This is a genomic window from Planktothrix tepida PCC 9214 (genome assembly GCF_900009145.1).
Classification (GTDB): Bacteria; Cyanobacteriota; Cyanobacteriia; order Cyanobacteriales; family Microcoleaceae; genus Planktothrix; species Planktothrix tepida.
Genome location: NZ_LN889802.1, coordinates 508852 through 534486 on the forward strand (window position 1 = coordinate 508852; position 25635 = coordinate 534486).

The window sequence follows — 25635 nt, forward strand, 5'->3', positions numbered from 1 at the left end:
GGTCTTTCCACAGACATTTTTGCATAGCACCCCCAAGCTGAAGGCATCATAACTCATAATAAACCGTCTGCAAGAGAGCAAGTGTTTATAAAATCACGGTTCCTCTCCCCATCTGTCCCAGAGGGAATTTTTCCCCCTTGTTCAATAGGCAAACTTCTGATTTTACGAATTAACATATAGCCATCAATTACAGGCATTCATTCCAATATAGCAATCCTATTTGAGTTGTATCCAAAATTTCTGCTCAAAAGGGAACAGCTTAACTGGGAACAGGGAACAGGGGTAATACTTCTGGCTGTTTTATATCAGTTTTAAATTATTACAATCTATTTGGGATTGCTATAGCTCGGTAAATCAGCCTTGCAAGGGTTAAAAATTAAACAACTTGGGCAACAAAAATATATCAATTATATAAAGTGAAGAATTTTAAAATTTTAGGTTAAATCTAAAATTAAAATTCGATCAAACCTCACTCAAACACTCTTGAAAATATTGTCGATATAATTCACAACTGGGAATCACTTGATTTCCATGAATATGAACTAACCCCATACTTTTTAATTTAAAGGCTTTTACTTGTTCGATTTTGATGGGGTGAGTTGTGCTAATAATTTGTTGATAAGCGGTAACTAAATTAGGATCTTGTTGAAGTAACCATAACTGTTCATGGAGGTGATCGCTATAAATTCCTATATCGGTGTTTGCTTGTTCTAACAATTCTGGAAGAGGAATATTTCGACGCACACAATGATCAAAGGCTAATCTCACTAAATAAGGAAATCCCCCAACAAATTCTGTAAGTCTTTTTAATTCTTGATCGGTTAACCTTAATCCATACCTTTGAGATAAAATTTTAACTTGATCAAGATTAAAAGGATATAAGTCAATCCCTAAACCGACATTAAAGGGAGATTTATTAGTATCTAAAGGAATGTAAATATCGGTGGAGTAAACGATCACAAATCTTAGTTTTTGCCAATTACTAATATCCCGTGTTTCTTCATGCCAAGATCGCAATAAAGCTAAGATATCACGCGCTAAGGACGGATACTCAAATAATTGATTAACTTCATCCAGGGCTAATACAATAGGTTGCTGAATTTTCTCTAATAAATATCCTTGGAAATAGAGAGAGCTACTGACTAATGCTCCTACATCTTCATCCCAAAATTCATCGAGTTCTGATTCTAATCCTAACTGTTGAGTCACATTGGCACACAACCAACGTAAGAATTTTTCTGTTGAGGTAAAAACTAAACTACTCGCCAGATGAAGACTTAAACGAACAGAATAATAACCGTGCTGTTGAGCATCATCTAAAATTCGAGCCATTAAAGAAGTTTTTCCCATCTTTCGAGGGGCTTTAATTCGCAGTAATGCCCCTTGATTCTTAATTTCTTGATAACACATTGGTTCACTGGAGGAACGCTCAATATAAAATATAGAATTAAGCGGAACCTGGCCTTCTGGAGATTCTAAAGAAATGGGTTTAGGTAAAACCAGTTCTGGAAAAACATTAGGGATAATTTTCGTTCCTAATTCCCGGTCTAATAAACAGCGACAATTTGCTTTAGTCACTTTTTCGCCCACCAAGTCCGATAAGAGTTGCCAAAGGTGAGGGGCAACCCCATTTTTTAAATAGCTCGGAGAATAACCATTCTCTTCAGCTATTTGATCGTAGGTTTTTTTTGTTTCTAATAAGGCTTCTGTTAAAATTATTTTTTGGATATAACTTAGGGGATTTTTACCTTTTGCTATGACTAAAGCTTCAGTTAATCCTAAAAGTTCCTCAAGACTTTTGACCATGATTAACCTCTATGTCCCTAGACTGACTCACTAGATCATCAAATCTGGGTACTTTAATGATCATGACAATAGAAGACCTATTTTAATCATCTATTTCAATTCTAAACAAAAACTAACTTTTTGTATAGATCTCAAGGTTAATAAACTCGTAACTCAGGAATAGATTATAGCAAAGGTTAATCTGTTGGCTTTTAGGGACAATTTCTGATCAATTATTGCTTTTTTATATATCCCTGAGTTTAGAGAATAAAAATCCTTATTAAAAGCTTCTATTATCCTAAGTTAATTTTAGCACTAATCCGGGATATTTTTCCCGGATATTATAGGTCTAAACTAGACTACACTGTACGGGCTAAATCGATAGTTTTTTGGGGTTGTGGACGTTGATTTAGAAGTTCCATTTTAATCCCTCCTTTGGGTGCTAAAGTTACCCCTCGCCGGACTGCTTTTACAGGTTGTTTTTCTAACAAATTTAACTCATAATTTAACAAAATTGTAGCTAACACTAACTTCATTTCATATTGAGCTAAGGCCATTCCTAAACATAAACGGCTACCTCCACCAAAGGGAAGAAATTCATAGGGAGAAAACTTGTGTTCTAAAAAGCGTTCTGGTTTAAATTGATCCGCTTGGGGATACAAATCTTCCCGGCGATGGGTTAAATAAATACAGCCTACCACTAAAGTTTTTGGCGGTAATTGATAGCCCATCAAATCTACCGATTCTTTATTAGTACGGGCAAAGGTTAACATTCCAACGGGATAAATTCGCAAAGTTTCCTGACAAACAGCCGTTAAATAAGGCAATCGAAAAATATCCATTCCATTAGCATCAGAAGGTAAACTGGTTAACTCTTGCATTAATGTTTGGTAAACTTCCGGTTGACGATGAATCCAATATAAAGCCCATGACATAGCTGTAGCAGTAGTTTCATGTCCGGCAAATAATAATGTTAATAATTCATCTCGTAATTCTTGATCCGTCATCGGGTTGCCTTCTTCGTCCCGTGCAGCTATCATTAAATTCAGTATATCTTTTCGAGATTCATCGGGGTTTTCACGACGCTCCCGAATTTCTGCATATAATAACTCATCGATTTTTTGACGCTGTTTTAAGAAATATCCCCAAGGACTCCAAAATCCCAAATTTTGTTGTAAAATTGGGAAAAATAAGAAGCTAGAAGTTAAGGGTGATTTACCAATTTCTAGCATTCCTGCTAACAGGGGTTTTAGCTGACTATATCGTTTTCCTTCATAGACACCAAAAACAACTTTAAGAATCACATCTAAGGAAATGGCTTGCAAGGTATCCCTGGCAATAAAAGTCTCTTTTAGGGGTAATTTGTTCATGATCTTGTGAGTAATATCTGTGATTAATTCCCCATAGTCTCGCATTCGTTCCCCATGAAAAGATGGCATTAATAATTTCCGTTCTCGTTTGTGGCGATCGCCCTCTAACATAAAAATGGAGTAATCTCCTGTTAAAGGAGCTAAAAGTTTATTGAGAGAACCTGGTGCTTCAAAAACTTCATTCGTAAAAATTTGCTGAATTGCTTGGGGATCACTAACAAAAATCCAGGGCTTTTCTGCCCCCAGAATATAATTACTAAAAATATCTCCCAATTTTCGAGCGTGGGTATCCATATAGTCAAGGGGAGCAATAATCCAATATCCTTTTTCTAAAAAAGCAGAACGTGAAGATGCGGGAGGGAGTTGTGTATTCATGATCAAAGTTTCAGTTTGTTCAAATGAAGTTAGAGTTTCTTCTATGGTAACGATATGCAAAGAATTTGCAACCCCGTTTACATCCTCCCATGACACTGCAATAACAAACTAATTTTTTACCTATTTATTGAAATCAATGATTTTAATTTATCTCCCCTGTTGAAAAATATAATCATTTTTAGCGACAACCAATTGTAAAATAAATCTTAACTCAAAAATTTAGAATGACCGAGAAGGGATTAAACATGACAGCAACAACAATGCCAGAATTTTGTCAAGGAATTCAATATTTTAGCGACAGTTTCCCCGAATTTGACAGCTATGGTAAAACTCCAATTATTGCTGAAAATAGTGTAGCGATTTGTGATCCCCATGATGCCACAGCAGCCTATCAAACCTTACTTTATGCCGATGCGCTGCGTTATTTAACCCTACAAATCACCGCGAGTAAAGCCTCTGGACACCCTGGAGGATTTGCCTCTAGTGTAGAAGCTTATGCCGCGTTAGTGATGCTCGGTCATAAAAATATTATGACGGAAGTGGGACACCATGCTCCTGGGTTTTATAGTGCGGTGTTCTTAGATCGCTCCCTAGAGGATATGGGGATTTTCACCGTTCAACAATTGCGCGATCGCTTCCGTGAAAAACATGGGCTGCTCGGCCACCTTTCCGGCTTTATTCCGGGTCTGCTGAACCCTGCTGGGCCCTTGGGTCAGGGACAACATTTTGCCATGGCTGGGGCCTTGTTACACCGCAATGTGTTGTTTCCGTTCACTCTCGGCGATGGGGGCATGGGCGAACCTTACCCCATGAGTAGCATGATGCACTTCAACACGGCTTATCCTGACGTGACCAATTTCTTGCCTGTGTTGGTTTGGAACGGTTACAGCCAAGAGCATCATAGCATGGTTTCGACAAAAACGAATGAAGAAATGATTGCCTATTGGAAAGGGAATGGATTTTCCGAAGTGATTTTAGTCGATGCTAAAGAGTTTGATGACCAAAATCAACCCGGTGATTATGTTGATAGTACCGCCTTTTCCATTCAAAAACGGATTGAATTTACCCAAGCGATTTTAGTGGCAATGGATAAAGCGGCAAAATCCGCTTTAGGGGGTCAATTAACCGTCTTTATTATTAAACAATTGAAAGGGGCTGGGGTTCACGCACGAGGTGCGAAATCTCACAATCTTTATCCAGGAGATACTTTAGATAGTCCCCACATTGTTAATGCTTTAAAAGAGCGGGCGTTACCGATCGCAGCTTGGGAATTAGTGCGAACCAATTTAGAACGCTCTAGTGGTGGCCCTGCGTCTAAAACCGTTGTCACTGAGTTTGATTACCATTTACCCGAATTAGGCGAATTACCCCTAGAAGAATATCCGGTTGGCGGTGATCCGAAAGTGGCAACAACGGCAATGGGGTCATTAGTCGTTTATGTTGGGCAAAAAGATCCCCATTTTATTGTTACCAATGCCGACGGGAACGCCGCTTCTGGAATTAACAATATTAACCAGGGATTAAAGATTATTCACCCAACAACGGATAATACTTATTTTCAACAACCCCAAGGGCAAGTTTATGAACCTTTAAGCGAGGATGCTTGTGCGGGTTTAGCGGTGGGATTATCCTTATTAGGCGCGAGAACTTTATGGTGTTCTTATGAATCTTTTGCCATTAATGGGGTTCCCATTCTGCAAACGGTAGCCCAAGCCATGGCTGAATTACGGCGTGCTACCCCCTCAACGGTTTGTTTATTCACCGCCGGAGCGTTAGAACAGGGTCGCAACGGTTGGACACACCAACGCCCTGAAATTGAAGCCTATTTCGCCGCAATGATGCGGAGTGGCAACGTTTTCCCGGTGTTTCCTCCCGATGCAAATAGCATTCAAGTGTGCTACGATTGGGCTTTAACAACCAAAAATAAGAGCATTATTATCACCGCCAGTAAGTCCCCCTTACCTATCCGCACAACGTTTGAGCAAACTCGTCAAGGGTTAAAAGATGGGGCTGTGGTGTTACAGGAAGTCCCTGGGGATAAAACCGTTGTATTTGCGGTTATTGGGGATATGACCTTAATTCCAGTGTTTGAAGCGGCGGCATTTTTGGAAACGGAAGGAATTGGGGTGCGAATTGTTTCTATTATTAATCCCCGGCGTTTATATCGTGCTCACGATGTTTTATCCGAGACTTGTTCAGAACCCGATAACGATTTTGCCAGTGATGAAACCTTTAACAAACTATTTGCTGGAGATGCGTTAATTGGAGTAACAGGCGGGTCAAGTTTGATGTTAGAACCGATTATGTTACGCAGCAATTCTAAGCGGGATACCTTTGCTTGGAAACGAGGCGAAACCACCGCCAGTGCTGGGGAATTAATGGCGTTTAATGGCATTACTTCGGAAGCATTGACGAAACGAGCTATTGAGTTGATTCATTAGTAAACTGTTGTAGAGGCGTTGAATGCAACGTCTCTACCTGCTGATTGTTGATTGAGGAGATATGATATATAATTTAAGAATGCAACCCTGATGCCAATTGCAATCCCTATCCTTAGTATTAATTGCGATCGCAGGTTCAGTTCTAGCCGAACTAACAAAAGATAGCAAAAATCCCAATATAGAAATTAATAAAAATTTTATAATTAAGCGAGCATTTGGTCATAGAGAAATTATTGATCCTTATGATTCATAGTCCTCCTATGACACCTTTAGAGATTTTACATTTATTCCTGTATGGCTTACAAATTCCAGATAAACGCCGTTCTTCTTAACTTTAACGGGAGTTTGATATTATAGTTATCTTGTTCTGTCTGGAAAGATGTAATATTTGAGATGGTAAACCTCCCCATAATAAGGCAGAAATCCAGATATTAACATCAACAACAACTTTCATGATTTACCCCACAATTCTTGCCTAACTTCTTTGACAATTGCACTAATTTCTTCTAAGGTTGGTTGTTCAGGATCAGGTTCTAATTGATCTAATTCTTGTAAAAACGAATCTAAGTCAACCGTTACATTAGATTGTTTTTTCAGAATAATCTCTTGGTCTGTAATTGATATTTCATATTCCGTTAAAGGTTGCAGTTGTTGTAATATTTCTGTGGGAATTTCTAATTTTCCTTCAGAAGTGACTTTAGCAATGAGTTTTGTTGTCATGTTTTTTTCCTGAGTTATTAGTGTGATGATTTAAAAAAAATGATGATCAGATTGATCTTAGGCTTAAGCCTAGCTTACCCTTAATTATAGCAACAGCTTTTCTGCGATCGCTCTCATACCCTAGATCTTGTTAAGGAGAATCTTGATTAACCCACAATTCTCCATTTTCGTGATTCAGTTCATTTTGTAAGATTTTATTATAAATTTCGGGTAAGTCACTGGTAATCATGTTATCTTCAATTCCATAGCCTAAACTTGTCCAGGTTCCTGATAATAATTTCAACACTTCATCCAGCCTATCTTCGCGCAATAATTGGGAAATATTCACTCCCCAAAACTTTTCATCTAATAACCAACGATAAACCACCGTATCTTGATATTCGGGTTCAAAACTATAGGGAAGCCAAAACCAAAATTGAGCAGGTTTAGGATGATAACGTTCTGCTTTTTCATCCCAAGTTGTTTTTAACATTTGATAGCGTCCGGCGGCGGTGCTACATTTCCCTTTATTCGGGCCTGTTACAATCTTAATACACTCATCAGGATGGCGATGCAAATCCGAGACATATTTTCCCCCATATAAAACATAATAGGGGTCAGAGTAACTAGATTCACTGGCGGAAATCGTTCGCATCAAAGCGCGAATATAGGGGTCACCACCGCGCATCACTAACGGTGGCCATTGTTCTTCCACCTGTTGATCAATTAAGGGGAGAGATTCAGGTCTTCCTTGACAACTTCTCACCCCAATAAAGGTTAAACTAAACAGAAGCAAAACACTCCAAAATAGTCGCTTTCGACGACGAAGTTGGTCTTTTCTTCGAGAGATTCTCATTAGTTCAATACACTAGCAAACAGTTGTTCAAAAGGTTTTGGAGCCGCCTCTGAATTTGCTACAATTTCAACAATTTTATTTCGAGAATTATCCAAAAATAAGGCTTCTACGCAAACTTGAGCCACTTTAGTTCGCGGAATACTCCCCTCAAATAATGTATCGGCGGACTGCATCACAATGTTGTTATTATTATCCTCATTTTTTAACCCCCCTGGACGCACAATCGTATAAGTTAAACCGCTTTTTTGTAAATATTCCTCCGCTTGTTTTTTCCACACCAAAATTAACCAAAATAAATTTAATGGGTGAAAAAATTGGGAAACACACAGAGAAGTCACTAAGACAAAGTGTTCAATTCCCTGAGCTTTGGCGACATCAACTAAATTTTGGGTTCCTTGATAATCGACTTGATAAGGCCCGGTGGGATCAAAACTGGGTCTTGCACCTGTAGCACACAATACAACCGTACAATCACGGATGGTTGTGGCTAAAGTGTCGGGTTTTAAGACATCTCCCGTCACCAGTTCAACCGTTGGCGGTAAAATTTGTTGAGCCGTTTCGATATCCCGAACCAAAGCCTTTACGGGAATTTCCCGCTTGACTAATTCAGCGACAATCCGCCGTCCTGTTTCTCCCGTTGCACCCGCGACAAATGCTTTCATGTGATCAAACGTTTCTAAGTAGGGGTTAAGTTGTGTAAACAACCTCGAAATTTATAAAGTTAAGATAGGCTAGATTGGATTTATTCTTGGATTGATGCCCATTTTCCAATTGTCTGCACATATCTTCCTGTTTACGTTTCAGGTTTTATTTTTATCCCTGGATTTTGACAGGATTGTCTCGCACCTGCTAAGTTATTGTAACTGGTGTCAACATCGCGATGTTGAAAACCCAGGTGGGTTTTTGCGACCTTCACCCCCTGTTTTAACCAAGTTTCCGCTTGGGAAAGGGGTGAGGTTAATCTTCAGATTTCTCGAAATCTAACGCCGCAGAATTCATACAATAACGTTGTCCAGTAGGTTTAGGCCCATCCTCAAAAACATGACCTAAATGGGCATCACAAGCCGCACAAAGAACTTCAGTTCGACGCATGAAGAAACTAACATCACTTTTTAAACTAATATTATCTTCTTTGAGCGGTTGCCAAAAACTCGGCCATCCGGTTCCTGAATCAAATTTTGTCTCAGAACTAAATAACTCGGTTCCACAACAAACGCATTTATAAATACCCTTTTCTTTATTATTATGGTATTTTCCAGTAAATGCGCGTTCTGTACCTTTTTTGCGAGTTACATGGAACTGTTCATCGGTTAATTGTTGTTTCCATTCAGCATCCGTTTTTTTGATTTTTTCTACCATAGAACCTCTAGGACAAATGGGGTGATTGATACAGGGTTGGGTTTCGCCTCAACCCAACAAACTAGGATTAAAATTAGAATTAGTTACGAGTTAACCATTTTTGTGCATTCAGACGTTGAACAACTCCAAACACTAATAAATCGAGGGTAATCTTTCGTTCATCGACTAAAAATGATTCAATCGTAGAGGGTTTATTCCCATTTAAAGCACAGGTAAATAGCTTTTGAGATTTGATATCTTCATTGGGAAAATAGAGATTAAACTGTCGCTTTCCCGCTTGCCATTTACCAACTACTTGCCAACAATCTTCATTAATTCCTAACCCCGAAGGCAATTTTTCTTTAGCAAATTTCAGGTCTAAATCCTCAACGCCTTGACTATTTAATGCTTTTTGTAAGGCGGGAATATAGTCTTGTTGGATAAACTCTGGAAAGGGTTTATCTTCTAAAGCAGGTGCTTTGGGTTTCTTCTCGGCAGGTTTTTTCGCTTCTGTTTCTGGGGCGGTGGTTTCAGCCTTGGGTTTTGTTTCCTCAGACATAGAGACTTCCTTCTGTTAATGTCAACAACAATTCACGGCAATATTGAAAATATTTTAACGGATCACAGATCACAATGCAGGGGTGGGAAAACCCTACCCCTAAATTTTTACTCCATCGCGGATTAAATTTCTGCGACGGCTCGTTCAATTAAACGACGGGCTAAGGTTTGAGTTCCCGTATGGGTATAATAGTTAGTGGTCATGTCCAAAAATGCAGCGACATAATCTAACTTATCATTGGTAATATCAACAAACCCTTGCAGATTTTTAACCACTTTTTCAGGGGTTAAATTATGTTGGGAAACAAAATCCCCCATCCAACCCGTGACGGAACCAAAACTCTGTTGAATCAAGTTGAGTTTCTGTTGAGAACTATTACCCGGAATCACATCTTGAATTTTTTTAAACCCTTCATTTTGCTCTAATTCTTTGGGTGTTAATCCTTGAATAGTAGATAACGCTGAACTAATAAAATCTGGCCCTAAAGGAATTAAACCATCTAAACAAACTAATGCAGTCATCCGCATTAAGGATTCGCCGCTATAATCTGCTAATGAACCCACGAAATCCCCAATACTATCACCTGGAATTCCATTAATTAAACAAAATCCTACTAATTCTGCCACTAATTTCAAGGATAAATCAATGGCTTGGGCTTTATTGGCTTTAGGAGTTAAATGATTTAAAAATCCTAAAAAGCTAATATTTTCTCCAATTTTATTGGCTAACGCTGCTGTTCCTAAAGCGGTTCCAGCACTATCAATGGTTTGATATAACCACAACGCTTTTTGATAGCCTTCACTTTTATCATTATACAGCCATAACGCCCGTTCACTAATTTGTTGAATCAGGGCAGGATCATTTTCTCCTGTAATCGTGCGAACGCTATTTTCAAACCCAACTAAATTATTCCATTGACCGGGAATTACAAAGTCTAACCCGCGTAAAACCATGACGGTAACGCCACCTGTGGGTAATTCATCCACTAATTGAGTAATCGTTTTGCTCACAATCCTTCTCCTCAAAAACTATTGTAAAAAATCATCAAGATCGAATTTATCGATATTATTTTAGTCGGGATAATCCACTTAAATCAAATTTTTCAATCCATTCTTCTCGGTCACCAGCATCAAAGGAGGCTGAACGAGATTGAACTTTAACTTGATAGCGGTTAGAGACTAAAATAGCAGTGATATTTGTGCCTTGAGTCACCGCCGGAAAGCCATCAATGGTTTTGCTGCTGCTTTTAAATTTTGTAGCCGCGCTAGGACTATTAGCAATATCATTAATCGAAAGCATTGCCACATTTTGCCCATCTTTATTCAATTTGGCTTCAGCAAAACCCGTTTTTTCTTGAGCAAAAACCACTTTATACTCATCTTCACTTTTCGGGAAAAATTTATTAAAACTTCCCCCGGAAACGGGTTTCTGTGCAACAGCAGGTTGCGCTGGACTACTAACAGATTGATTCCCCTGTGGTGGCGCGGAAGTTGTTCCAGCACAAGCGGATACAAATAACGACATTGCCAAAGTTAAGGCAATTAAAACTTTAGGAAATCGTTTTAAATTCATAGGTTCAGTTAGACAGAAGGTAAAAAATAACCCATTATTTCCTCTATCTTGAGGAAAATAACCGCTATTCACCCTAGTATACGCTTTTTACACAGACCGAGAAGCCAGAAGTTCTATAAGGTTTATTGCATCAAGGATTGAAGATAGTTATACCACCGGACAGCCAGAGAAATTTCAGTAAAAGGAATTTGGACAATTTTAGCAGAATTTTTGAATCTAAATTCTAAGGCAATCGCTTTTCCTTTCTCCGGGGGAATATTGGGGTCAATAGCTTGATTATCCACGAATAATCCTAGAGACGCTACCTCGTTGAGGGAAAAGGTTTGTAAATTAATTGGCCCTTTGCGGGTGGGTTTTCCCCAGGTTAAGTCTGCTTCCTTTAACCCCAAGACTGCATAAATATCATATTTAGCTTTATCAAAATTGGTCGCCCAAGCTTGATAAGCTTCAAGTTTTTGGTATTCATTCCAACCCGACCACGCTAAACCCATAAACACCGCCAGTAGGGGAAGCCACAATAAACCGCGTTCCATTGCAATTTTTACTCCGTATAAATTTATTTTCTATGATCCTTTATTTTGAGAACAGTAGATAGAATAGAAACACGATTGTATAACAGGGAACAGCACCCAAGAAACCGGGTTTCTTCCCTTTGTCGGTTGTCCACAAGATTTAGTTTCACCAAACCCGGTTTCTGGAAAGTACCAACCTCTCATCAACCCCAAGCGTTGAAAAACGATGAAAAAATTTTTCCTCTTCTGCTTATTTTTAATTGGCTTAGGCTGGGCAATTTCTAACTTTTCCGGTCTAGCTAATCAAGGTAGTTATGACAGCATTGTCCTTGACTTTCGAGAATCTTTAGGAGAAGAACAAATTGCCAACCAAGTGCGGTCACTCGCTGAACAATATCAAATTGTTCCCTATCTCAATAGTGAATTTTCCAAGGAAGATCACGTTTATGTTGTTCGCGGGGATGAAAAACTACTGAAATCCTTGAGAAAATCCCTAGGAAAGCAAACGGAATTTATAGAACCCAACTACATTTATCGGGCTGATGAAATTCCAGGGAAAAACGCCCAAGCCGCGATTATTTATCATACGGCTAATACGATTCCTAATGATCCATTATACGGTCAACAATGGAATTTTCGCAGTATTAATATTGAAGGGGCTTGGAGTGAAACCCAAGGGGAAGGAATTACCGTTGCGGTTATTGATACCGGAGTCAGTCGGGTTCCTGATTTAGAACAAACCCAATTTGTGGAAGGCTATGATTTTGTTAACGATAAAATAGAAGCCTTTGATGATAACGGACATGGAACCCATGTAGCTGGAACCATTGCCCAATCTACTAATAATAATTATGGCGTAACTGGGATTGCTTACAAAGCCAAAATTATGCCCTTAAAAGTCTTAAGTGCAGGGGGGGGCGGAACCATTTCTGATATTGCAGAAGCGATTAAATTTGCGGCTGACCATGGCGCTGATGTGATTAATTTAAGTTTAGGCGGAAGTGGCGAAAGTGGGTTAATGCAAGAAGCCATTGATTATGCCTATTCTAAAAGAATTGTAATTGTTGGTGCTGCGGGAAATGCAGGGCAAAATTCCGCCGGATATCCAGCCCGTTATCCCAAAGTTTTGGGTGTTGCTGCTTTAGATGCGGCTGGAAATAAAACTCCCTATTCTAACTTTGGGGCTGGTGTTGATATTGCCGCCCCCGGAGGATTAATTGAAGGAGAAAATGAAGTCGGAGGAATCTTACAAAATACGATTGACCCGACCACAGGTGAAGCTGTATTTGCAGCTTTTCAAGGAACCAGTATGGCGGTGCCTCACGTCGCTGGGGTAGCGGCATTAATTAAAGCCAGTGGCGTTATCGAACCCGACCAAGTTGTTAATCTTCTCAAAGAATCTGCCCGTAAAGTTTCAGAAGACCCTTTAAATTATTTTGGGGCTGGTCATTTAGATGCAACTAATGCTGTACAAATGGCATTAAAAGGACAAATTACCTTCCGCGATTTCTTCCGGTGGTTACGCGATAATGGCTATCTGAATCCTCGGTTTTGGGTTGATGGTGGGGCTGTGGCATTATTGCCTAAATTAGCGATGGTTTTAGGTTCCTATTTATTAGCTTGGTTTCTGCGAAATTATTTCCCCTTCCAATGGGGTTGGTCATTAACCGGAGGATTAATTGCGGGAAGTAGTGGTTTATTTTTCCTGCGAGGTTTCTATATCTTTGATTTACCTCAATGGCCGATGCGAATTATGGGCAGTTCTGTACCGGAATTAGGCGGTGTAATTCAAGGAAGTGCTGTATTAAATCCCATTTTTGCCAGTGTACTGATTCCCGCCATTTTGATTGTATTATTGCTTGGGCATCCCCAATGGAAGTGGATTGCAATTGGACTGACGATTGGAACCGCGAGTTGTTTAGGAATTAATGCGATAGTGTCTCCTGCTGTTTGGGGATTAGGAACAGGCTGGGCTGCTCAACTGTTCCTGATTCTCAATGCTTTGTTATGTTTTGGTTTAGCTCGTTTAGCCATTAAAACTCAAGTGAAAACCGTATGACTATTACAGTAACAGGCACTATTGAACGCAAAGGATTTGGTTTTGGAACCTGGGCATTAGTCAGCGATAACAAAACCTATGAACTGCACAATCCTCCTTCAGATTTGCAAAAAGCAGGGTTAAAAGTTACTGTTCAAGGTCAGGTTCGAGATGATGTGATGACCTTAGCAATGATTGGCCCAGTTTTACAAATCGAATCCTTTGAAACCGCTTAATTTCTACTCTATTTTAAGCGTGAGGGTGGGTTTATCAAAGACATTTGTAAGTCACAAATTCTCTAACATAACCCGCCCCAAAACTTAATTATTTAAAATCTCGTCTGGTTAAACCGGTAGACCGAATTTGAACTTGACAACGTAAAGGAGAGGTTGTGAAATCACAATGATAATAGGCGAGTAAATCTCCTTGTAGATTACAAACTCGTAAATTATAACCATAACTTCGAGTTACATTAGCAAATCGATTCACAAATACATATTGTCCTAAATATCGTTCTGCATTCCAATTTTCTCGCTCTACAACTAATGTTACCGGGGAATCTAAATAAAGATTAGGTGAAAGTTGAATAACGCTATTTTCAATATACCAAGTTTGCAGAACTTTACCTCCATAAAGTTGTTGTGCTAACCAAAGACTGGGAATACTCGGTTCAGTTTGAGATAGAGGAGGAAAGGGTAAAACCGCATCTTCTGAAAAACAGGGTTTAGGCGGTTTATTCAGGTCAGGGGATACAGAATCTTCTTCGGGTACGGGTAATATTTGCGATCGCACGGGAACAATTAAACTATTAAAAATCAAGATAAAAGCAATAAAAATTTTAGCCTGTTTATTAATTGAATTCATAAATTAAAATAAAATAATATAATATATATAGCAAGTCTAAATGGATTGTACAATCCTAATCATAAATATTATTAATCCTAAAAAATGGATACAAATCCCAGGGTTGAGGCGCGCCTCAACCCTACGATAAGTTGAATTTTAAGACATTTCCACAACTGATTTAGACTTGCTATAATAGCAGGATTCAAGAAGGACTCAGCAGTTAAACGTTAATTATTTCCCCTCCCTCTCCCCTTATCCCCTTATCCCCTTATCCCCTTATCCCCTTATCCCCTTATCCCCTTATCCCCTTATCCCCCTGTCCCCTTGTCCCCTTGTCCCCTTGTCCCCTTGTCCCCTTGTCCCCTTGTCCCCTCTCCCTATTCCCACAATCTTCTCCCTTCCGTCCCCTTCAGACGTTCATGGGTATCTCTTAATAAAGTGGGAATGTCTAATTGTTCAGGACAACGAGGTAAACAGTCGCCACAGTCATTACAACGATTAGCTTTACGACCGGGAAACCAATGACCTGCATTTTCAAACATTCGATAGCGATATTTGCCAAAGTCGGTCATTTCATAAGCAACGGCTAAATTTCTTAACCGTAACACTTCGGGAATATTAATCTGTTCAGGACAGGGTAAACATTGATAACATTGATTGCATTGAGTTGTTCCTAAACGTTCTATTTTTTGAGCTTCTAATTGTTGAAAAATAGCAAGTTCTTCTAAAGTTAATTGACCGTATTGATCAGCAACTTTTAAAGGTTCATCTAATTCATCGGGAGTAGCAGCACCTAAACTTAAGGTGGTAATGTGGGAATCACTTAATAAAAATCGATAGGTTAAGGTTAAGGGAGAAATGGGATCACAAAGGGTTTTTAAGGTTTCCGAAGGCGTATAAAGTTGTCCGCCTTTATCCCCAGGAGAAATAATAAAAATCCCCATATCTTTTTCAAAGGCTAACTCAATGGCGGGAGCATTTCGTTGAAAAAAATAATAATAATGGAGATTGACAAATTGAAATAAATCTGTATTGATGGCTGCTAAAATCACCTCAAGGGGAGCGTGAGTGGAAAACCCTAAATAATGAACTCGACCATCTGAGATCGCTTTTTCAACTCCCGATAATCCTTGCAGGGTTTGTTCGAGGTGTTCGGTGGTATTAATCCCATGAATAGCCAGACAGTCGAGGTAATCTAAATTCAAACGTTTTAGAGATTGATCAATCTGCTGTTCTAATTGATCTGGGTTGGGTGTTGGGGAGATTTTAGTCGTAATATAAAGTTGTGATCGCTCAATGGATAAACCCGCTAATATAGCTTCCCCTAAAAAAGATTCACTTTGACCATAACCTTGAGCCGTTTCAATATGATTAATCCCCAGAGAAATAGCCCGTTGTATTGTTAAATAGGCATTTTCTGGGGATGCTAAATACCGCATTGTACCCAAGGAAAATACAGAAAGATCTAGGTTTGTTTTGCCAAACCGCCGATAACGCATTGTTAATTTTTGATTGTTGACTGTTGGCTGTCTCTTTCCCTACCCCCCATATCCCTGTTATTGCATTTCATCGGTTTTATTCAGTTCTGAACGTTTGATTAAATCCGAAGGACTCAAGTTAGATACAAAGTCTCGAAACGCTCGTCGTTCAGCTTCATCGGCGTCCCTATCTACCGGAATGGAAGCATCTGCAATCACTTCTTCCATCACCCAAATGGGGCTATCGGTGCGTAAAGCAATAGAAATCGCATCACTGGGACGAGCATCAATTTCCTTTCTAATTTCCCCTTGACGAACAATTAATACTGCATAAAACGTGCTATCTTGCAAGGAGTGAATGACAATCTTCTCCAGAGTCATATCCCAAGTTTCGAGAAGATTCACAAAGAGATCATGGGTTAAGGGGCGGGGTGGTTTGTGATTTTCTAAAGCACCGAGGATGGACTTTGCTTGATCTTGACCTACATAAATTGGTAAAGCACGTCTTTCAACCGCATCCCGCAGTAAAATAATAGGGCTGCGTGTAGCGGCGTCGAGTGCAATTCCAGCGACTTTCATTTCAATCATTGGTTTAGCCTTAGCCTCTCTATCAAATACTCTCGACAAACTCAGTGGTTAAGCTTTTTGACACACCAGACCACCTCCATTCCAGTATGCCTTGATTTTTGTCAGAATCGACATAGGATTTTGTGGTCTGTTAACCGTTAACCGTCAACCGTCAACCATCAAATGTTTACAGGACTTATTCAAGCTCTCGGAACCCTTCAACCACTAGGACAGGATCAGTTCCAGATTAGTTGCGTTTTAGGGGATGTAGACTTAATTTTAAAGGATTTAGCCATCGGGGATAGTGTAGCAGTGGATGGGGTTTGTCTAACGGTGGTGGACATTCGGAATAAAGGGTTTATTGCAACAGCGTCTCCTGAAACGTTAAATCGGACAAAACTAGGACAGAGTTTAGAAGGTTATTTTAACTTAGAAACGTCCCTGCGGGCTGGAAGTAAGTTAGGGGGACACTTTGTTACAGGTCATGTCGATGGGGTCGGGTGTCTCCAGTCCGTTATTCCCACAGCAACCTCTTGGGAAATGCGGTTTTCTGCTCCTGGGAGTGCTTCAACCCTTTGGCAACGTCAAATTGCGCCTTATATTGTTGCAAAAGGAAGTATTGCCGTCAATGGCATTAGTTTAACGATTTCCGATTGTGATCTTGAGGGTCGTTGGTTTCAAGTGGCGGTTATTCCCCATAGTTATCAAGAAACGAATTTACGCTATTTACACCCCGGAAGTTGGGTAAATATTGAAGCGGATATTTTAGGAAAATATGTGGGAAAATTTCTGCAAAGTTACCTCAAAGGAAATTTGAGTTCTGTTGAAAGTTATAATAATATTCCAGCGATTTCCACCTTAGAGGAGATTACCCCAGAGTTTTTAGCAGAACATGGGTTTAGTTAAGGATTGACTGATAACTGATAACTGATGACTGATAACTGATAACTGAAAAAAGGATAAAATACGATGACAGTAAATAGAATTATTCAACTGTTGAGGACGGGTCAACCTAACGAAACGGTAACAGTTCAAGGTTGGGTTAGAACCAAACGGGAACTCAAAGAATTTACCTTTGTGGAGATTAATGATGGTTCCGCTTTGGCTAATTTACAAGTGGTATTAAATCCTGATTTATCCGACTATGAAACAATTTTAAAACAACTGAATACAGGGACATCCGTAGAAATTTCGGGGGTATTAGTAGAGTCTCCGGCGAAGGGTCAACGCATTGAATTAAAAGCCTCTGAGGTTAAAATTTATGGGGATGCGGATGCAGAAACCTATCCGTTACAAAAAAAACGTCATTCCTTTGAATTTTTACGCACCATCGGACATTTACGAGCGCGAACGAATACATTAGGGGCGGTTTTTCGCGTTAGAAATGCTTGTGCTGCTGCGGTGCATGAATTCTTCCAAGAACGGGGTTTTTTATGGGTTCATACTCCCATTATTACCTCCAGTGATTGTGAAGGGGCGGGGGAAATGTTTAGTGTGACTAATTTTAAATTAAAGGATATTCCCTTAACAGAATCTCAACAGGTTGATTATAGTCAAGATTTCTTTGGAAAGCCTGCTTATTTAACCGTTAGTGGGCAATTAGAAGCAGAAATTATGGCGATGGCGTTTGGGAATGTTTATACTTTTGGCCCCACATTTCGAGCAGAAAATTCTAATACGTCTCGCCATTTAGCTGAATTTTGGATGATTGAACCGGAAATGGCGTTCTGTGATTTAGAAGGAGATATGGATTTAGCAGAAGCCTTTCTCAAACATATCTTTAAATCCGTGTTAGAACAATGTCCTGAAGATATGGAATTTTTTAACGAACGCATTGATAAATCGGTGTTAGAAACGGCTCATAATATTATTAATAATGAGTTTGGACGGATTACTTATACCGAAGCGATCGCTATTTTAGAAAAAGCCGATAAAAAATTTGAGTATCCCGTCAGTTGGGGCTTGGATTTACAATCGGAACATGAACGTTATTTAGCAGAAGAATACTTTAAAAAGCCTGTAATTGTTACGGACTATCCGAAAGATATTAAAGCCTTTTATATGCGCTTAAATGAGGATGGAAAAACCGTTAGAGCGATGGATGTTTTAGCTCCTAAAATTGGCGAAATTGTCGGAGGTTCCCAACGGGAAGAACGGTTGGATTTATTGGAAAACCGCATGAAAACGTTAGGGATAAACCCGGAGGAATTATGGTGGTATTTGGAATTACGAAAATATGGAACTGTCCCCCATGCGGGATTCGGATTAGGATTTGATCGCGTGGTACAATTTATGACTGGGATGGGTAATATTCGAGATGTAATACCCTTCCCCAGAGCGCCTCAAACCATTGAATTTTAATCCGTAGGGGCGGGGTTTTCCCGCCCTATCAGGGTTCTAATTACGAATTACGAATTACGAATTACGAATTATCAATTATCAATTATCAATTATGAATATGGTGCGTGCGCTTAGGCTTACGCACCCTACGGGGATTTTTTTATTTTTAACATTTGATTTCCGTTTTTTTGGAATTCATAATTAACGGTTTTAATCGTAGTTAGATAGCCTTTTGTTTCTAATTCTTGAATTATCGGTTGCAGGAAAGGAGAGGGTTCTCCTGATACTTTTAATAACGGGAAAATTCTGACTTGTTGAGCGACTCGACATAACTCTAAAATAGCGTTTAGATGAAAATCTTCTGAAAAATGATCTGAATAAGTAAATAAAAAATGACTACCTAATGCTAAATCAAATTGCTGAGAATTGAAAGGAAGTTGGGGTAATTCTGCGGTGAGATAACGTCCTTGTGGCTTTCCTATGGGAAAATCGGCTAAAAATTGTTTCATCGCCGCCATTCTAATTTCTGCCAATTGTTCAGGAGAAGAAATATAATCCCAAATATAATCCTGAGAACTGGCTTTTACTCCGTCTATAACCGTTCTATAGGTATCTTGAATGCGTTGGGAAATATCAGCCGCCGAAAATTGATAAAGAGGGTCACAAGAAATAATAGAATAACCCTGTTTTGTCATTTCAACATTAAAACTAGCTGGGCCAGACGCAGAATCTAAAATCGAGAGTTTCAAATCAACAGACGTTAAATCAAACATCCTCATATATTCGTTAAAATTGCGACCCCAAGGAATAACAGTATTAAGTTGAAGTCCCATTGCAACAATAATCCCACGCTAATAGGGTGAGTATAGCGTGGGAAAAGTCATGAAAAATTGCTATAGCCAAAAAACGTTAAACCAACAGGAGCATATTGTCTCTTGGGATGAGGGAAATTAGGTTGAGCGTTTAAGCCACTTCATCAGAAAGACCTGAAACCATCTCTTTGAAGGCTTTACCCGCCGAGAACACAGGAACCGTTGTCGCCGGAATGGTCATCGGTTCGCCAGTGCTGGGGTTACGACCTTCACGAGCTTTGCGTTCTCTGGCTTCAAATGACCCAAAACCCACCAAGGTCACTTTTTCCCCATCGGCCACGGCTTCCATAATAGAATCACAAATGGCTGAAATGATTAAATCAGCTTGCTTTTTAGTGACACCCGCTTTAATAGCGGTTGCTTGAACGAGTTGTTCTTTATTCATCTGATGTGAACCTCCTGAATTATGTGAGCAAGTCTGCAAATATTAAGGCTGATGGCAGTTCTAGCACAACCTCATCAGCAGTTGGCAAGTCTAAACCTGCTAATAGCCCTCAACCCGCAGTGAAATTCTGTGTCTCGGTTCTCCATTGGCTTTGCCAGTCGATTATGGGGAGTGAATCAATTCCTTTAAGACTTATCCCCACCAATGAATTCAGGGGCTTGCATCCTCTGGAATTTGCTGACTCCGACAAAACACTAATTTACCGCCTTTTCAGAGATTAACATTGATTTGAGGGAGTTGTAACGCGGTTGGATGAAATTCTTCAGATGGTTGGCCATTAGCTGTTGGCTCTTGACTGTTGACTGTTGACTGTTGATCGTTAAAATTCTTAATTCTTAATTCTGATTTGCCAATTTTGGCTTTTGGGTTTGTGACAATGGGGAAGATCCTAGACTTGGGAAGATGGAATATGACGGCGGAAGAACTTTTGATGGCTTATGCAGTTGGAAAGCGGGATTTTCGAGATACAGACTTGTTTCGGGCAGATTTTAATAATGCTGACCTGAGTGGGTCGAGTTTATTTCGATGTAACCTGTTTCGGGCTAATTTATTTCGCGCTAATTTGATTGGGGTGAGTTTGTACAACGCCAATCTCATTGGTGCTAACCTCTATTGTGCCAATTTAAGTGGTGCTAATCTCAGTGGGGCCAACTTGACACGGGCTGATTTAACGGGCGCGGACTTGAGTGGAGCGGACTTAAGTGGGGCGGACTTGAGTGGGGCGACTTTATCCTTGGCTAATTTGAGTTATGCTGATCTCAGTCGAGCAACTTTATTAAAAGCGGATTTAGTGGAAGCCAATTTAAGTCATAGCACTCTCAAAGGGGTTAATTTAAAAGAAGCTAACCTGACGGATGCTATTGTTGAAAATGCTAATTTTTCAGATGCGATTAATATGGCTTTGGATTTAGTCAGTTCACTGAAACAGCAAGGGGCAATTTTATGGGAATCTTCACAGGATCTCAAAAATATTAACCATTAACGATTTAATTTTATAACAAAGGGGAAAAAACTATTTTTCGGTTTTTCCCTTTTTCATCAGGCTAAACTATTATTTTTTACGGCTTATGGCTCCCTCAAAACGTCACTCTCAAGATCAAACAAACTCTAGTAAAAACCGGATAGTTTATTCAGAGTTTGGGGAATCTGCAAACTCCCCGGCTTTAGAACGTGCCCTTCCTGAACTTCCCCCTAATCAACAAAACTTGAAAGTTCAAGCCACTCGTTCAGGGCGGAAGGGAAAAACCGTGACGGTGATTAGTGGATTTCAAACGAAACCGGAAACATTAGAAGGGTTAGTTAAACAGTTAAAAACCCAATGCGGAGCAGGGGGAACGGTTAAAGAAAATACGATTGAAATTCAAGGAGATCACCGTCAAAAAGTGTTAGAATTTCTGATAAAATTAGGATATAAAGCTAAAATGAGTGGAGGATAAATTAGTAAGATTTTGAGGCTTGAAATTCCAGTTCATGAAACCTTTCAAAGTACAATTCAAGGCGAAGGATATTGGGCCGGAACCCCGGTGGATTTTATTCGTTTAGCCGGGTGTCCGGTGGGTTGTCCTTGGTGTGATACGGGCTATGCCAATGGGGGGATGAATTTACCCCGTCAAGTTCGATCTTTTCAGGATTTAATTACAGAATTGCGATCGCCTAGAGTCGTAATTTCTGGGGGAGAACCGTTTATTTATGCTCAACTTCCGGCTTTAATCAATACCATTGAAGCGACGGGAAGAAGCGTTTCCATTGAAACATCAGGCTCCTTTTGGCAAGATATTTCTAATTCTGTTTGGGTTACGTTAAGTCCAAAACATCATGTTAACTGGAAATATCCGGTTGTTGAGTTCATGTGGAAACGGGCATCAGAGATTAAACTGGTGATTGAAACGGGAAAAGAATTAGAATTTTATGCAGAATATTTAACGCTTAACCCTCAAATTCCTGTCTTTTTACAACCCGAATGGACTCAACGTGATCGCACCTTTCCTTTAGTATTAGACTTATTAAAACAATTTCCTCACTATCGATTATCCGTGCAACTTCATAAATATTTGAATGTTCCTTAATTATACACCATTTTTTAGGGATAGATAATGAAAATATGGAAGCTGTGATCGCCCACTGGTTTATCAGCATTCATACCTTGACACCATTGATAGAAAGATCCTAACTATTCATCAATCAATCACAACCACTGGAATATCAAAAAGATGCGTTTCCACATTACCTGTAACTGTAGCTTCTGAATAGCTTTCTGGTTCTTGTTGAACAAAGGTCACCAATTCACCAGGGGTTTCATCTTGTTCGGGTGGGGTTGCTGCTTCAAAAGATGCTTGAATTGTTGCTCCAATCACAAAATCATGATCCTTCTTCTCAATGCGTGCGTAAGGTCGCTTTAACATTTCCGAGTATTTAGGAGAAACAAAGAAAATATCTTTGAAAGTATGAGATTTTCCAATTAGAGCATTTGAGCCAAAATCTCTAACTAAATCTTTAAATAAATAGTAAAGAAACTCCTCTAATACACTAGAGTGAAGGTTAGATCGAGAATCAAATTTTTCAGCATAATGTTGCTGATCTAAAAAATCTTTATAATCTGAGAGAAGTTTGACCCTTTGGGCAATAATTTCATTATCCTTGTCTGTTGGTGTTGAAGTTGGCCCAATTAGTTCGAGATTAGCTGAGTGCCATTGATTATACTCAGTTCTAATCTCCGTGAGAAATTTCTTACTCTCAACATCTTGATATTTTTTACGATTACTTTCTTTTTGTTGCAGATTAGAACCATGAACTAAAGGGTTTCTATCACTTGTGGACATAACTCTAATTTTTTTGTCAGATGGAGTGCAATTGCTTTAGCCAGTAAGGGAGGAACAGCATTACCAAAAAGATTGAATTCGCGCTCCTTCCCGTGCTGTTAAATTCCGGTGTTGGAAGGGATGAAGAAAATTAGCATAAANGAAGCGATCGCGTTTGAGCCAGTCGTCGAGGACATCAAACCATCCTCTCTGAACTTGCGGCCGTTCGACTGCTATAGTCATTTCAGAACGATCCTCTTGGGTTATCTAAAACATTATCCTTTGTGAACTACCCCATAATCAATCGGTTTCTCGATTTTTGATGGGGCTGATCGTTTCACTGGTTTGACCTTCTGTGGAAATCAATCCGAACGCAGTTCGGCCGAAGGTCTTACAAAGCAGTTTTTTTCCCTTGCGAGACCAACTGTTCAGCGATCGATCGGATGCTTTGAGTCTACAGATGGTGTCCTCGGTTAACCGGGGGACATTTAGCGGTAGACTATTAAGCAAGTTAACATAACTATATATTACAGTTAACAATTTTTGCAAAGGTGTTGACTGTGAAGATTTACACTCTTACGTTTCATGAGTACCCAAACAAAGACCACAACGAATCAAATCCTTGATCAGAAAGTTACGGGTTCCCGTCGCTTCAGCAACTACTGGTGGGCCAGTGTAATCACCATTGGTGGGACTGGTTTTCTCTTATCGGGTATATCCAGCTATTTGAAAATTAATCTTTTACCCTTCGCCGATCCGACCCAACTGATCTTTATCCCCCAAGGAATTGTCATGGGGTTATATGGAACAGCAGCCTTGTTACTGGCTTTGTATCTATGGCTGGTGATTCTGTGGGATTTAGGCGGTGGATACAATGAATTTAATCGGGAAACGGGAAAGATTCATATTTTCCGGTGGGGCTTTCCGGGGAAAAACCGTAAAGTTGAATTCAATTGCAACGTTAATGAGGTTCAATCAATTCGGGTAGATATCAAAGATGGACTCAACCCCCGTCGAGCGTTGTATCTCAAACTCAAAGACCGTCGAGAAATTCCCTTAACCCGTGTAGGCCAACCCCTGCCTTTGTCAGACTTAGAAAATCAAGGGGCTGAATTAGCGAAGTTTTTACAAGTTCCCTTAGAAGGACTGTAAAATATCCGACTGCACAAAAAAAATTGAGACCTAAAATGAAACAATTCAACACACAGCACTGGTTTTTACCGCTCCTGCTCTTATGTGTGTTAATCGTGGCGGGCTGTAGTTCTACGACAACTTCAGCAGAAACTCAAGCTCAGAACAATCCATCTGTCGAGCAGACCCTTACTCCCAGTTCTCCAACTTCAACCCAACCTATGGCAAATTCACCCCAATTAAACGGAAAAGCAACGGTAGTAATGACGGTCAATAAATCGCCAATTACTATTGAAATTGATGGCACTAATGCCCCCATTACCGCCGGGAACTTTGTCGATCTCGTTAATAAAGGGGTTTATGATGGTCTAGCTTTTCATCGGGTTGTCCGTGATCCTCAACCCTTTGTGGTGCAAGGGGGCGATCCTCAAAGTAAAGATCCTAAGTTTCCCAGTGCTAGATTAGGGACTGGGGGATTTATTGATCCCAAGACATCCAAAGAACGGATGATCCCCTTAGAAATTAAGCCCAAAGGTGCAGAACAGCCGATCTATAGTAAAACCTTAGAAAGCGCCGGAATCCAAAAAGCTCCTGTTTTATCCCACACTCGGGGTGCAGTGGCGATGGCTCGTTCTCAATTCCCTGATTCCGCTTCTTCTCAGTTCTATTTTGCCTTAGCAGATTTACCATTCCTAGATGGGAGTTATGCGGTTTTTGGTTATGTCACCGACGGGATGAACGTTGTCGATCAAATTAAACAAGGCGATCGCATTCAGTCTGCTAAAGTGACCCAAGGGTTAGAAAATCTGAAAAATTAATAAACTGTCAAAAATTGTAAACTTTTAGTTTCCCAGGGTGGGTAAGGATCTCAAACTCAATCAAGCTGGATTGGGATTAGTATTTTTACTCACCCTATAAGTTTCGGAATATTTGTACTCAAGCTTATGTCTGAAGTAGAACTCTTATCTGATATTAATGCTAACTACACAAAACTTCAGCAGTTTCTCAACGATCAACAGTGGCAAGATGCAAACCGAGAAACGTTTACTTTAATCTATAAAATTGCTAATCAAAAAAGGGGATTTTTAGAACAAAAATCAATTTATCTATTACCCTGTAGGGATTTGTGTACGATTGATCAATTGTGGATTAACGCTTCTCAGGAACATTTTGGTTTTAGTATACAAGCCCAGATTTTAGAAAAAATTATGAATGACAAAAATATTGATTCACAATGGTACAATGAACACTTAGGTGTAAAAATTGGGTGGCGAATCCCTAAAGGAGGGTTTGTACGCTATAAAGATCTTATCTTTGATCTATCTGCTCCCATGGGACATTTACCTTGCTTGATGCCAGAAGGTGAACAGTGGAAAAATAATAATCTTTATAGTGAAATTGGTAAGATTTTCTGTTTTTTAGAGAAATTTGAACATTGTGATTATTTGGGATTATGCGAACAGAACCGTTATCAGAAAGTTTGGATGAAAAACCGATTTTCAACTTCTGTTTAAAATTAATCAGATTCCCTATTTTCTTTTCCCTTCTGTTCCCTGTTCCCTGTTCCCTGTTCCCTTTTGTAGCATTATTTTCAGGATTTCATATTAGTTAGA

29 protein-coding genes are annotated in these 25635 nt (G+C 39.6%); 12 read left to right on the forward strand and 17 right to left on the reverse strand.

Going from position 1 to position 25635, the window contains the following annotated elements; genetic code table 11:
- Positions 1–462: 462 nt before the first annotated feature.
- Both PL9214_RS16520 and PL9214_RS16525 read right to left on the reverse strand, forming a co-directional pair.
- Positions 463–1806, reverse strand: coding sequence for an AAA-like domain-containing protein (locus PL9214_RS16520; protein WP_072719849.1), 1344 nt, complete (start codon positions 1804–1806; stop codon positions 463–465).
- Positions 1807–2144: 338 nt separating this feature from the next.
- Positions 2145–3530, reverse strand: coding sequence for a cytochrome P450 (locus PL9214_RS16525; RefSeq protein ID WP_072720086.1), 1386 nt, complete (start codon positions 3528–3530; stop codon positions 2145–2147).
- A gap of 245 nt (positions 3531–3775) precedes the next feature.
- Between PL9214_RS16525 and PL9214_RS16530 the strand changes: the two genes are divergently transcribed.
- Both PL9214_RS16530 and PL9214_RS31325 read left to right on the forward strand, forming a co-directional pair.
- Positions 3776–5971: a phosphoketolase family protein gene (locus tag PL9214_RS16530; protein WP_072719850.1), complete on the forward strand. Its 2196-nt coding sequence runs from the start codon at positions 3776–3778 to the stop codon at positions 5969–5971.
- A gap of 97 nt (positions 5972–6068) precedes the next feature.
- On the forward strand, positions 6069–6224 hold the full coding sequence (locus tag PL9214_RS31325; RefSeq protein ID WP_186440378.1) for a hypothetical protein: 156 nt from the start codon (positions 6069–6071) through the stop codon (positions 6222–6224).
- A gap of 81 nt (positions 6225–6305) precedes the next feature.
- On the opposite strand, the gene PL9214_RS16535 is transcribed toward PL9214_RS31325, so the two are convergent.
- The 9 genes from PL9214_RS16535 to PL9214_RS16575 all read right to left on the reverse strand — a co-directional run bounded on the left by PL9214_RS16535 (position 6306) and on the right by PL9214_RS16575 (position 11528).
- The gene (locus PL9214_RS16535) at positions 6306–6425 is read right to left on the reverse strand and encodes a putative toxin-antitoxin system toxin component, PIN family (RefSeq protein WP_072719851.1); all 120 of its coding nucleotides are present in this window, start codon (positions 6423–6425) and stop codon (positions 6306–6308) included.
- The gene (locus tag PL9214_RS16540; RefSeq protein WP_072719852.1) at positions 6422–6691 is read right to left on the reverse strand and encodes a hypothetical protein; all 270 of its coding nucleotides are present in this window, start codon (positions 6689–6691) and stop codon (positions 6422–6424) included. The genes PL9214_RS16535 and PL9214_RS16540 overlap by 4 nt, the downstream gene beginning before the upstream one ends.
- Positions 6692–6821: 130 nt before the next feature.
- A complete protein-coding gene (locus PL9214_RS16545; RefSeq protein WP_072719853.1) occupies positions 6822–7526 on the reverse strand; it encodes a glycoside hydrolase family 24 protein in 705 nt (234 codons plus the stop codon).
- A complete protein-coding gene (locus PL9214_RS16550; RefSeq protein ID WP_072719854.1) occupies positions 7526–8188 on the reverse strand; it encodes an NAD(P)H-binding protein in 663 nt (220 codons plus the stop codon). Before PL9214_RS16550 ends, PL9214_RS16545 begins: the two co-directional genes overlap by 1 nt.
- Before the next feature lie 295 nt (positions 8189–8483).
- Positions 8484–8885, reverse strand: a complete 402-nt coding sequence (msrB, locus tag PL9214_RS16555; protein ID WP_072719855.1) for a peptide-methionine (R)-S-oxide reductase MsrB — start codon at positions 8883–8885, stop codon at positions 8484–8486.
- Positions 8886–8964: 79 nt separating this feature from the next.
- Positions 8965–9423, reverse strand: a complete 459-nt coding sequence (locus PL9214_RS16560; RefSeq protein WP_072719856.1) for a DUF2996 domain-containing protein — start codon at positions 9421–9423, stop codon at positions 8965–8967.
- A 122-nt stretch (positions 9424–9545) separates the two neighbouring features.
- Positions 9546–10433: a hypothetical protein gene (locus PL9214_RS16565; RefSeq protein WP_072719857.1), complete on the reverse strand. Its 888-nt coding sequence runs from the start codon at positions 10431–10433 to the stop codon at positions 9546–9548.
- A 55-nt stretch (positions 10434–10488) separates the two neighbouring features.
- The gene (locus PL9214_RS16570) at positions 10489–10995 is read right to left on the reverse strand and encodes a hypothetical protein (protein ID WP_072720087.1); all 507 of its coding nucleotides are present in this window, start codon (positions 10993–10995) and stop codon (positions 10489–10491) included.
- A 122-nt stretch (positions 10996–11117) separates the two neighbouring features.
- Entirely contained in the window at positions 11118–11528 is a 411-nt protein-coding gene (locus PL9214_RS16575) for a hypothetical protein (protein ID WP_072719858.1), read from the reverse strand.
- Between the two features lie 205 nt (positions 11529–11733).
- Here PL9214_RS16575 and PL9214_RS16580 point away from each other — a divergent pair, with 205 nt between their 5' ends.
- Complete coding sequence (locus PL9214_RS16580; RefSeq protein ID WP_072719859.1) at positions 11734–13566, forward strand: S8 family peptidase; 1833 nt, start codon at positions 11734–11736, stop codon at positions 13564–13566.
- On the forward strand, positions 13563–13781 hold the full coding sequence (locus PL9214_RS16585) for a hypothetical protein (protein ID WP_072719860.1): 219 nt from the start codon (positions 13563–13565) through the stop codon (positions 13779–13781). Before PL9214_RS16580 ends, PL9214_RS16585 begins: the two co-directional genes overlap by 4 nt.
- A gap of 88 nt (positions 13782–13869) precedes the next feature.
- Here PL9214_RS16585 and PL9214_RS16590 read toward each other — a convergent pair whose 3' ends face one another.
- The 3 genes from PL9214_RS16590 to PL9214_RS16600 all read right to left on the reverse strand — a co-directional run bounded on the left by PL9214_RS16590 (position 13870) and on the right by PL9214_RS16600 (position 16457).
- Positions 13870–14409, reverse strand: a complete 540-nt coding sequence (locus tag PL9214_RS16590) for a hypothetical protein (RefSeq protein WP_139295073.1) — start codon at positions 14407–14409, stop codon at positions 13870–13872.
- Between the two features lie 359 nt (positions 14410–14768).
- Positions 14769–15890, reverse strand: a complete 1122-nt coding sequence (locus tag PL9214_RS16595) for an aldo/keto reductase (protein ID WP_072719861.1) — start codon at positions 15888–15890, stop codon at positions 14769–14771.
- A 57-nt stretch (positions 15891–15947) separates the two neighbouring features.
- On the reverse strand, positions 15948–16457 hold the full coding sequence (locus tag PL9214_RS16600; protein ID WP_072719862.1) for a bifunctional nuclease family protein: 510 nt from the start codon (positions 16455–16457) through the stop codon (positions 15948–15950).
- Positions 16458–16619: 162 nt separating this feature from the next.
- On the opposite strand from PL9214_RS16600, the gene ribE reads away from it, so the two are divergent.
- Positions 16620–17342, forward strand: coding sequence for a riboflavin synthase (gene ribE, locus PL9214_RS16605; RefSeq protein ID WP_072719863.1), 723 nt, complete (start codon positions 16620–16622; stop codon positions 17340–17342).
- Positions 17343–17405: 63 nt separating this feature from the next.
- Positions 17406–18797: an asparagine--tRNA ligase gene (asnS, locus tag PL9214_RS16610; protein WP_072719864.1), complete on the forward strand. Its 1392-nt coding sequence runs from the start codon at positions 17406–17408 to the stop codon at positions 18795–18797.
- Positions 18798–18922: 125 nt separating this feature from the next.
- On the opposite strand, the gene PL9214_RS16615 is transcribed toward asnS, so the two are convergent.
- On the reverse strand, positions 18923–19609 hold the full coding sequence (locus PL9214_RS16615) for an SAM-dependent methyltransferase (RefSeq protein WP_072719865.1): 687 nt from the start codon (positions 19607–19609) through the stop codon (positions 18923–18925).
- 130 nt (positions 19610–19739) lie between these two features.
- Positions 19740–20033 carry an HU family DNA-binding protein gene (locus PL9214_RS16620; protein WP_072719866.1) on the reverse strand — a complete coding sequence of 98 codons (294 nt, stop codon included), beginning with the start codon at positions 20031–20033 and terminating at the stop codon, positions 19740–19742.
- A gap of 469 nt (positions 20034–20502) precedes the next feature.
- Between PL9214_RS16620 and PL9214_RS16625 the strand changes: the two genes are divergently transcribed.
- The 3 genes from PL9214_RS16625 (at position 20503) to PL9214_RS16635 (ending at position 22159) form a co-directional block, all read left to right on the forward strand.
- Positions 20503–21075: a pentapeptide repeat-containing protein gene (locus PL9214_RS16625; protein WP_072719867.1), complete on the forward strand. Its 573-nt coding sequence runs from the start codon at positions 20503–20505 to the stop codon at positions 21073–21075.
- An 85-nt stretch (positions 21076–21160) separates the two neighbouring features.
- Positions 21161–21529 (forward strand): translation initiation factor, encoded by a 369-nt coding sequence (locus PL9214_RS16630; protein WP_072719868.1) that lies wholly within the window; start codon positions 21161–21163, stop codon positions 21527–21529.
- Between the two features lie 12 nt (positions 21530–21541).
- The gene (locus PL9214_RS16635; RefSeq protein WP_222425243.1) at positions 21542–22159 is read left to right on the forward strand and encodes a 7-carboxy-7-deazaguanine synthase QueE; all 618 of its coding nucleotides are present in this window, start codon (positions 21542–21544) and stop codon (positions 22157–22159) included.
- Positions 22160–22270: 111 nt separating this feature from the next.
- On the opposite strand, the gene PL9214_RS16640 is transcribed toward PL9214_RS16635, so the two are convergent.
- Positions 22271–22912 (reverse strand): Bpu10I family restriction endonuclease, encoded by a 642-nt coding sequence (locus PL9214_RS16640; protein ID WP_083580057.1) that lies wholly within the window; start codon positions 22910–22912, stop codon positions 22271–22273.
- Positions 22913–23476: 564 nt separating this feature from the next.
- Here PL9214_RS16640 and PL9214_RS16645 point away from each other — a divergent pair.
- The 3 genes from PL9214_RS16645 (at position 23477) to PL9214_RS16655 (ending at position 25536) form a co-directional block, all read left to right on the forward strand.
- The gene (locus tag PL9214_RS16645; protein WP_072719870.1) at positions 23477–24043 is read left to right on the forward strand and encodes a photosystem I assembly protein Ycf4; all 567 of its coding nucleotides are present in this window, start codon (positions 23477–23479) and stop codon (positions 24041–24043) included.
- Between the two features lie 35 nt (positions 24044–24078).
- Positions 24079–24840, forward strand: coding sequence for a peptidylprolyl isomerase (locus PL9214_RS16650; RefSeq protein WP_072719871.1), 762 nt, complete (start codon positions 24079–24081; stop codon positions 24838–24840).
- A gap of 126 nt (positions 24841–24966) precedes the next feature.
- Positions 24967–25536: a GUN4 domain-containing protein gene (locus PL9214_RS16655; RefSeq protein WP_072719872.1), complete on the forward strand. Its 570-nt coding sequence runs from the start codon at positions 24967–24969 to the stop codon at positions 25534–25536.
- Positions 25537–25635 lie beyond the last annotated feature (99 nt).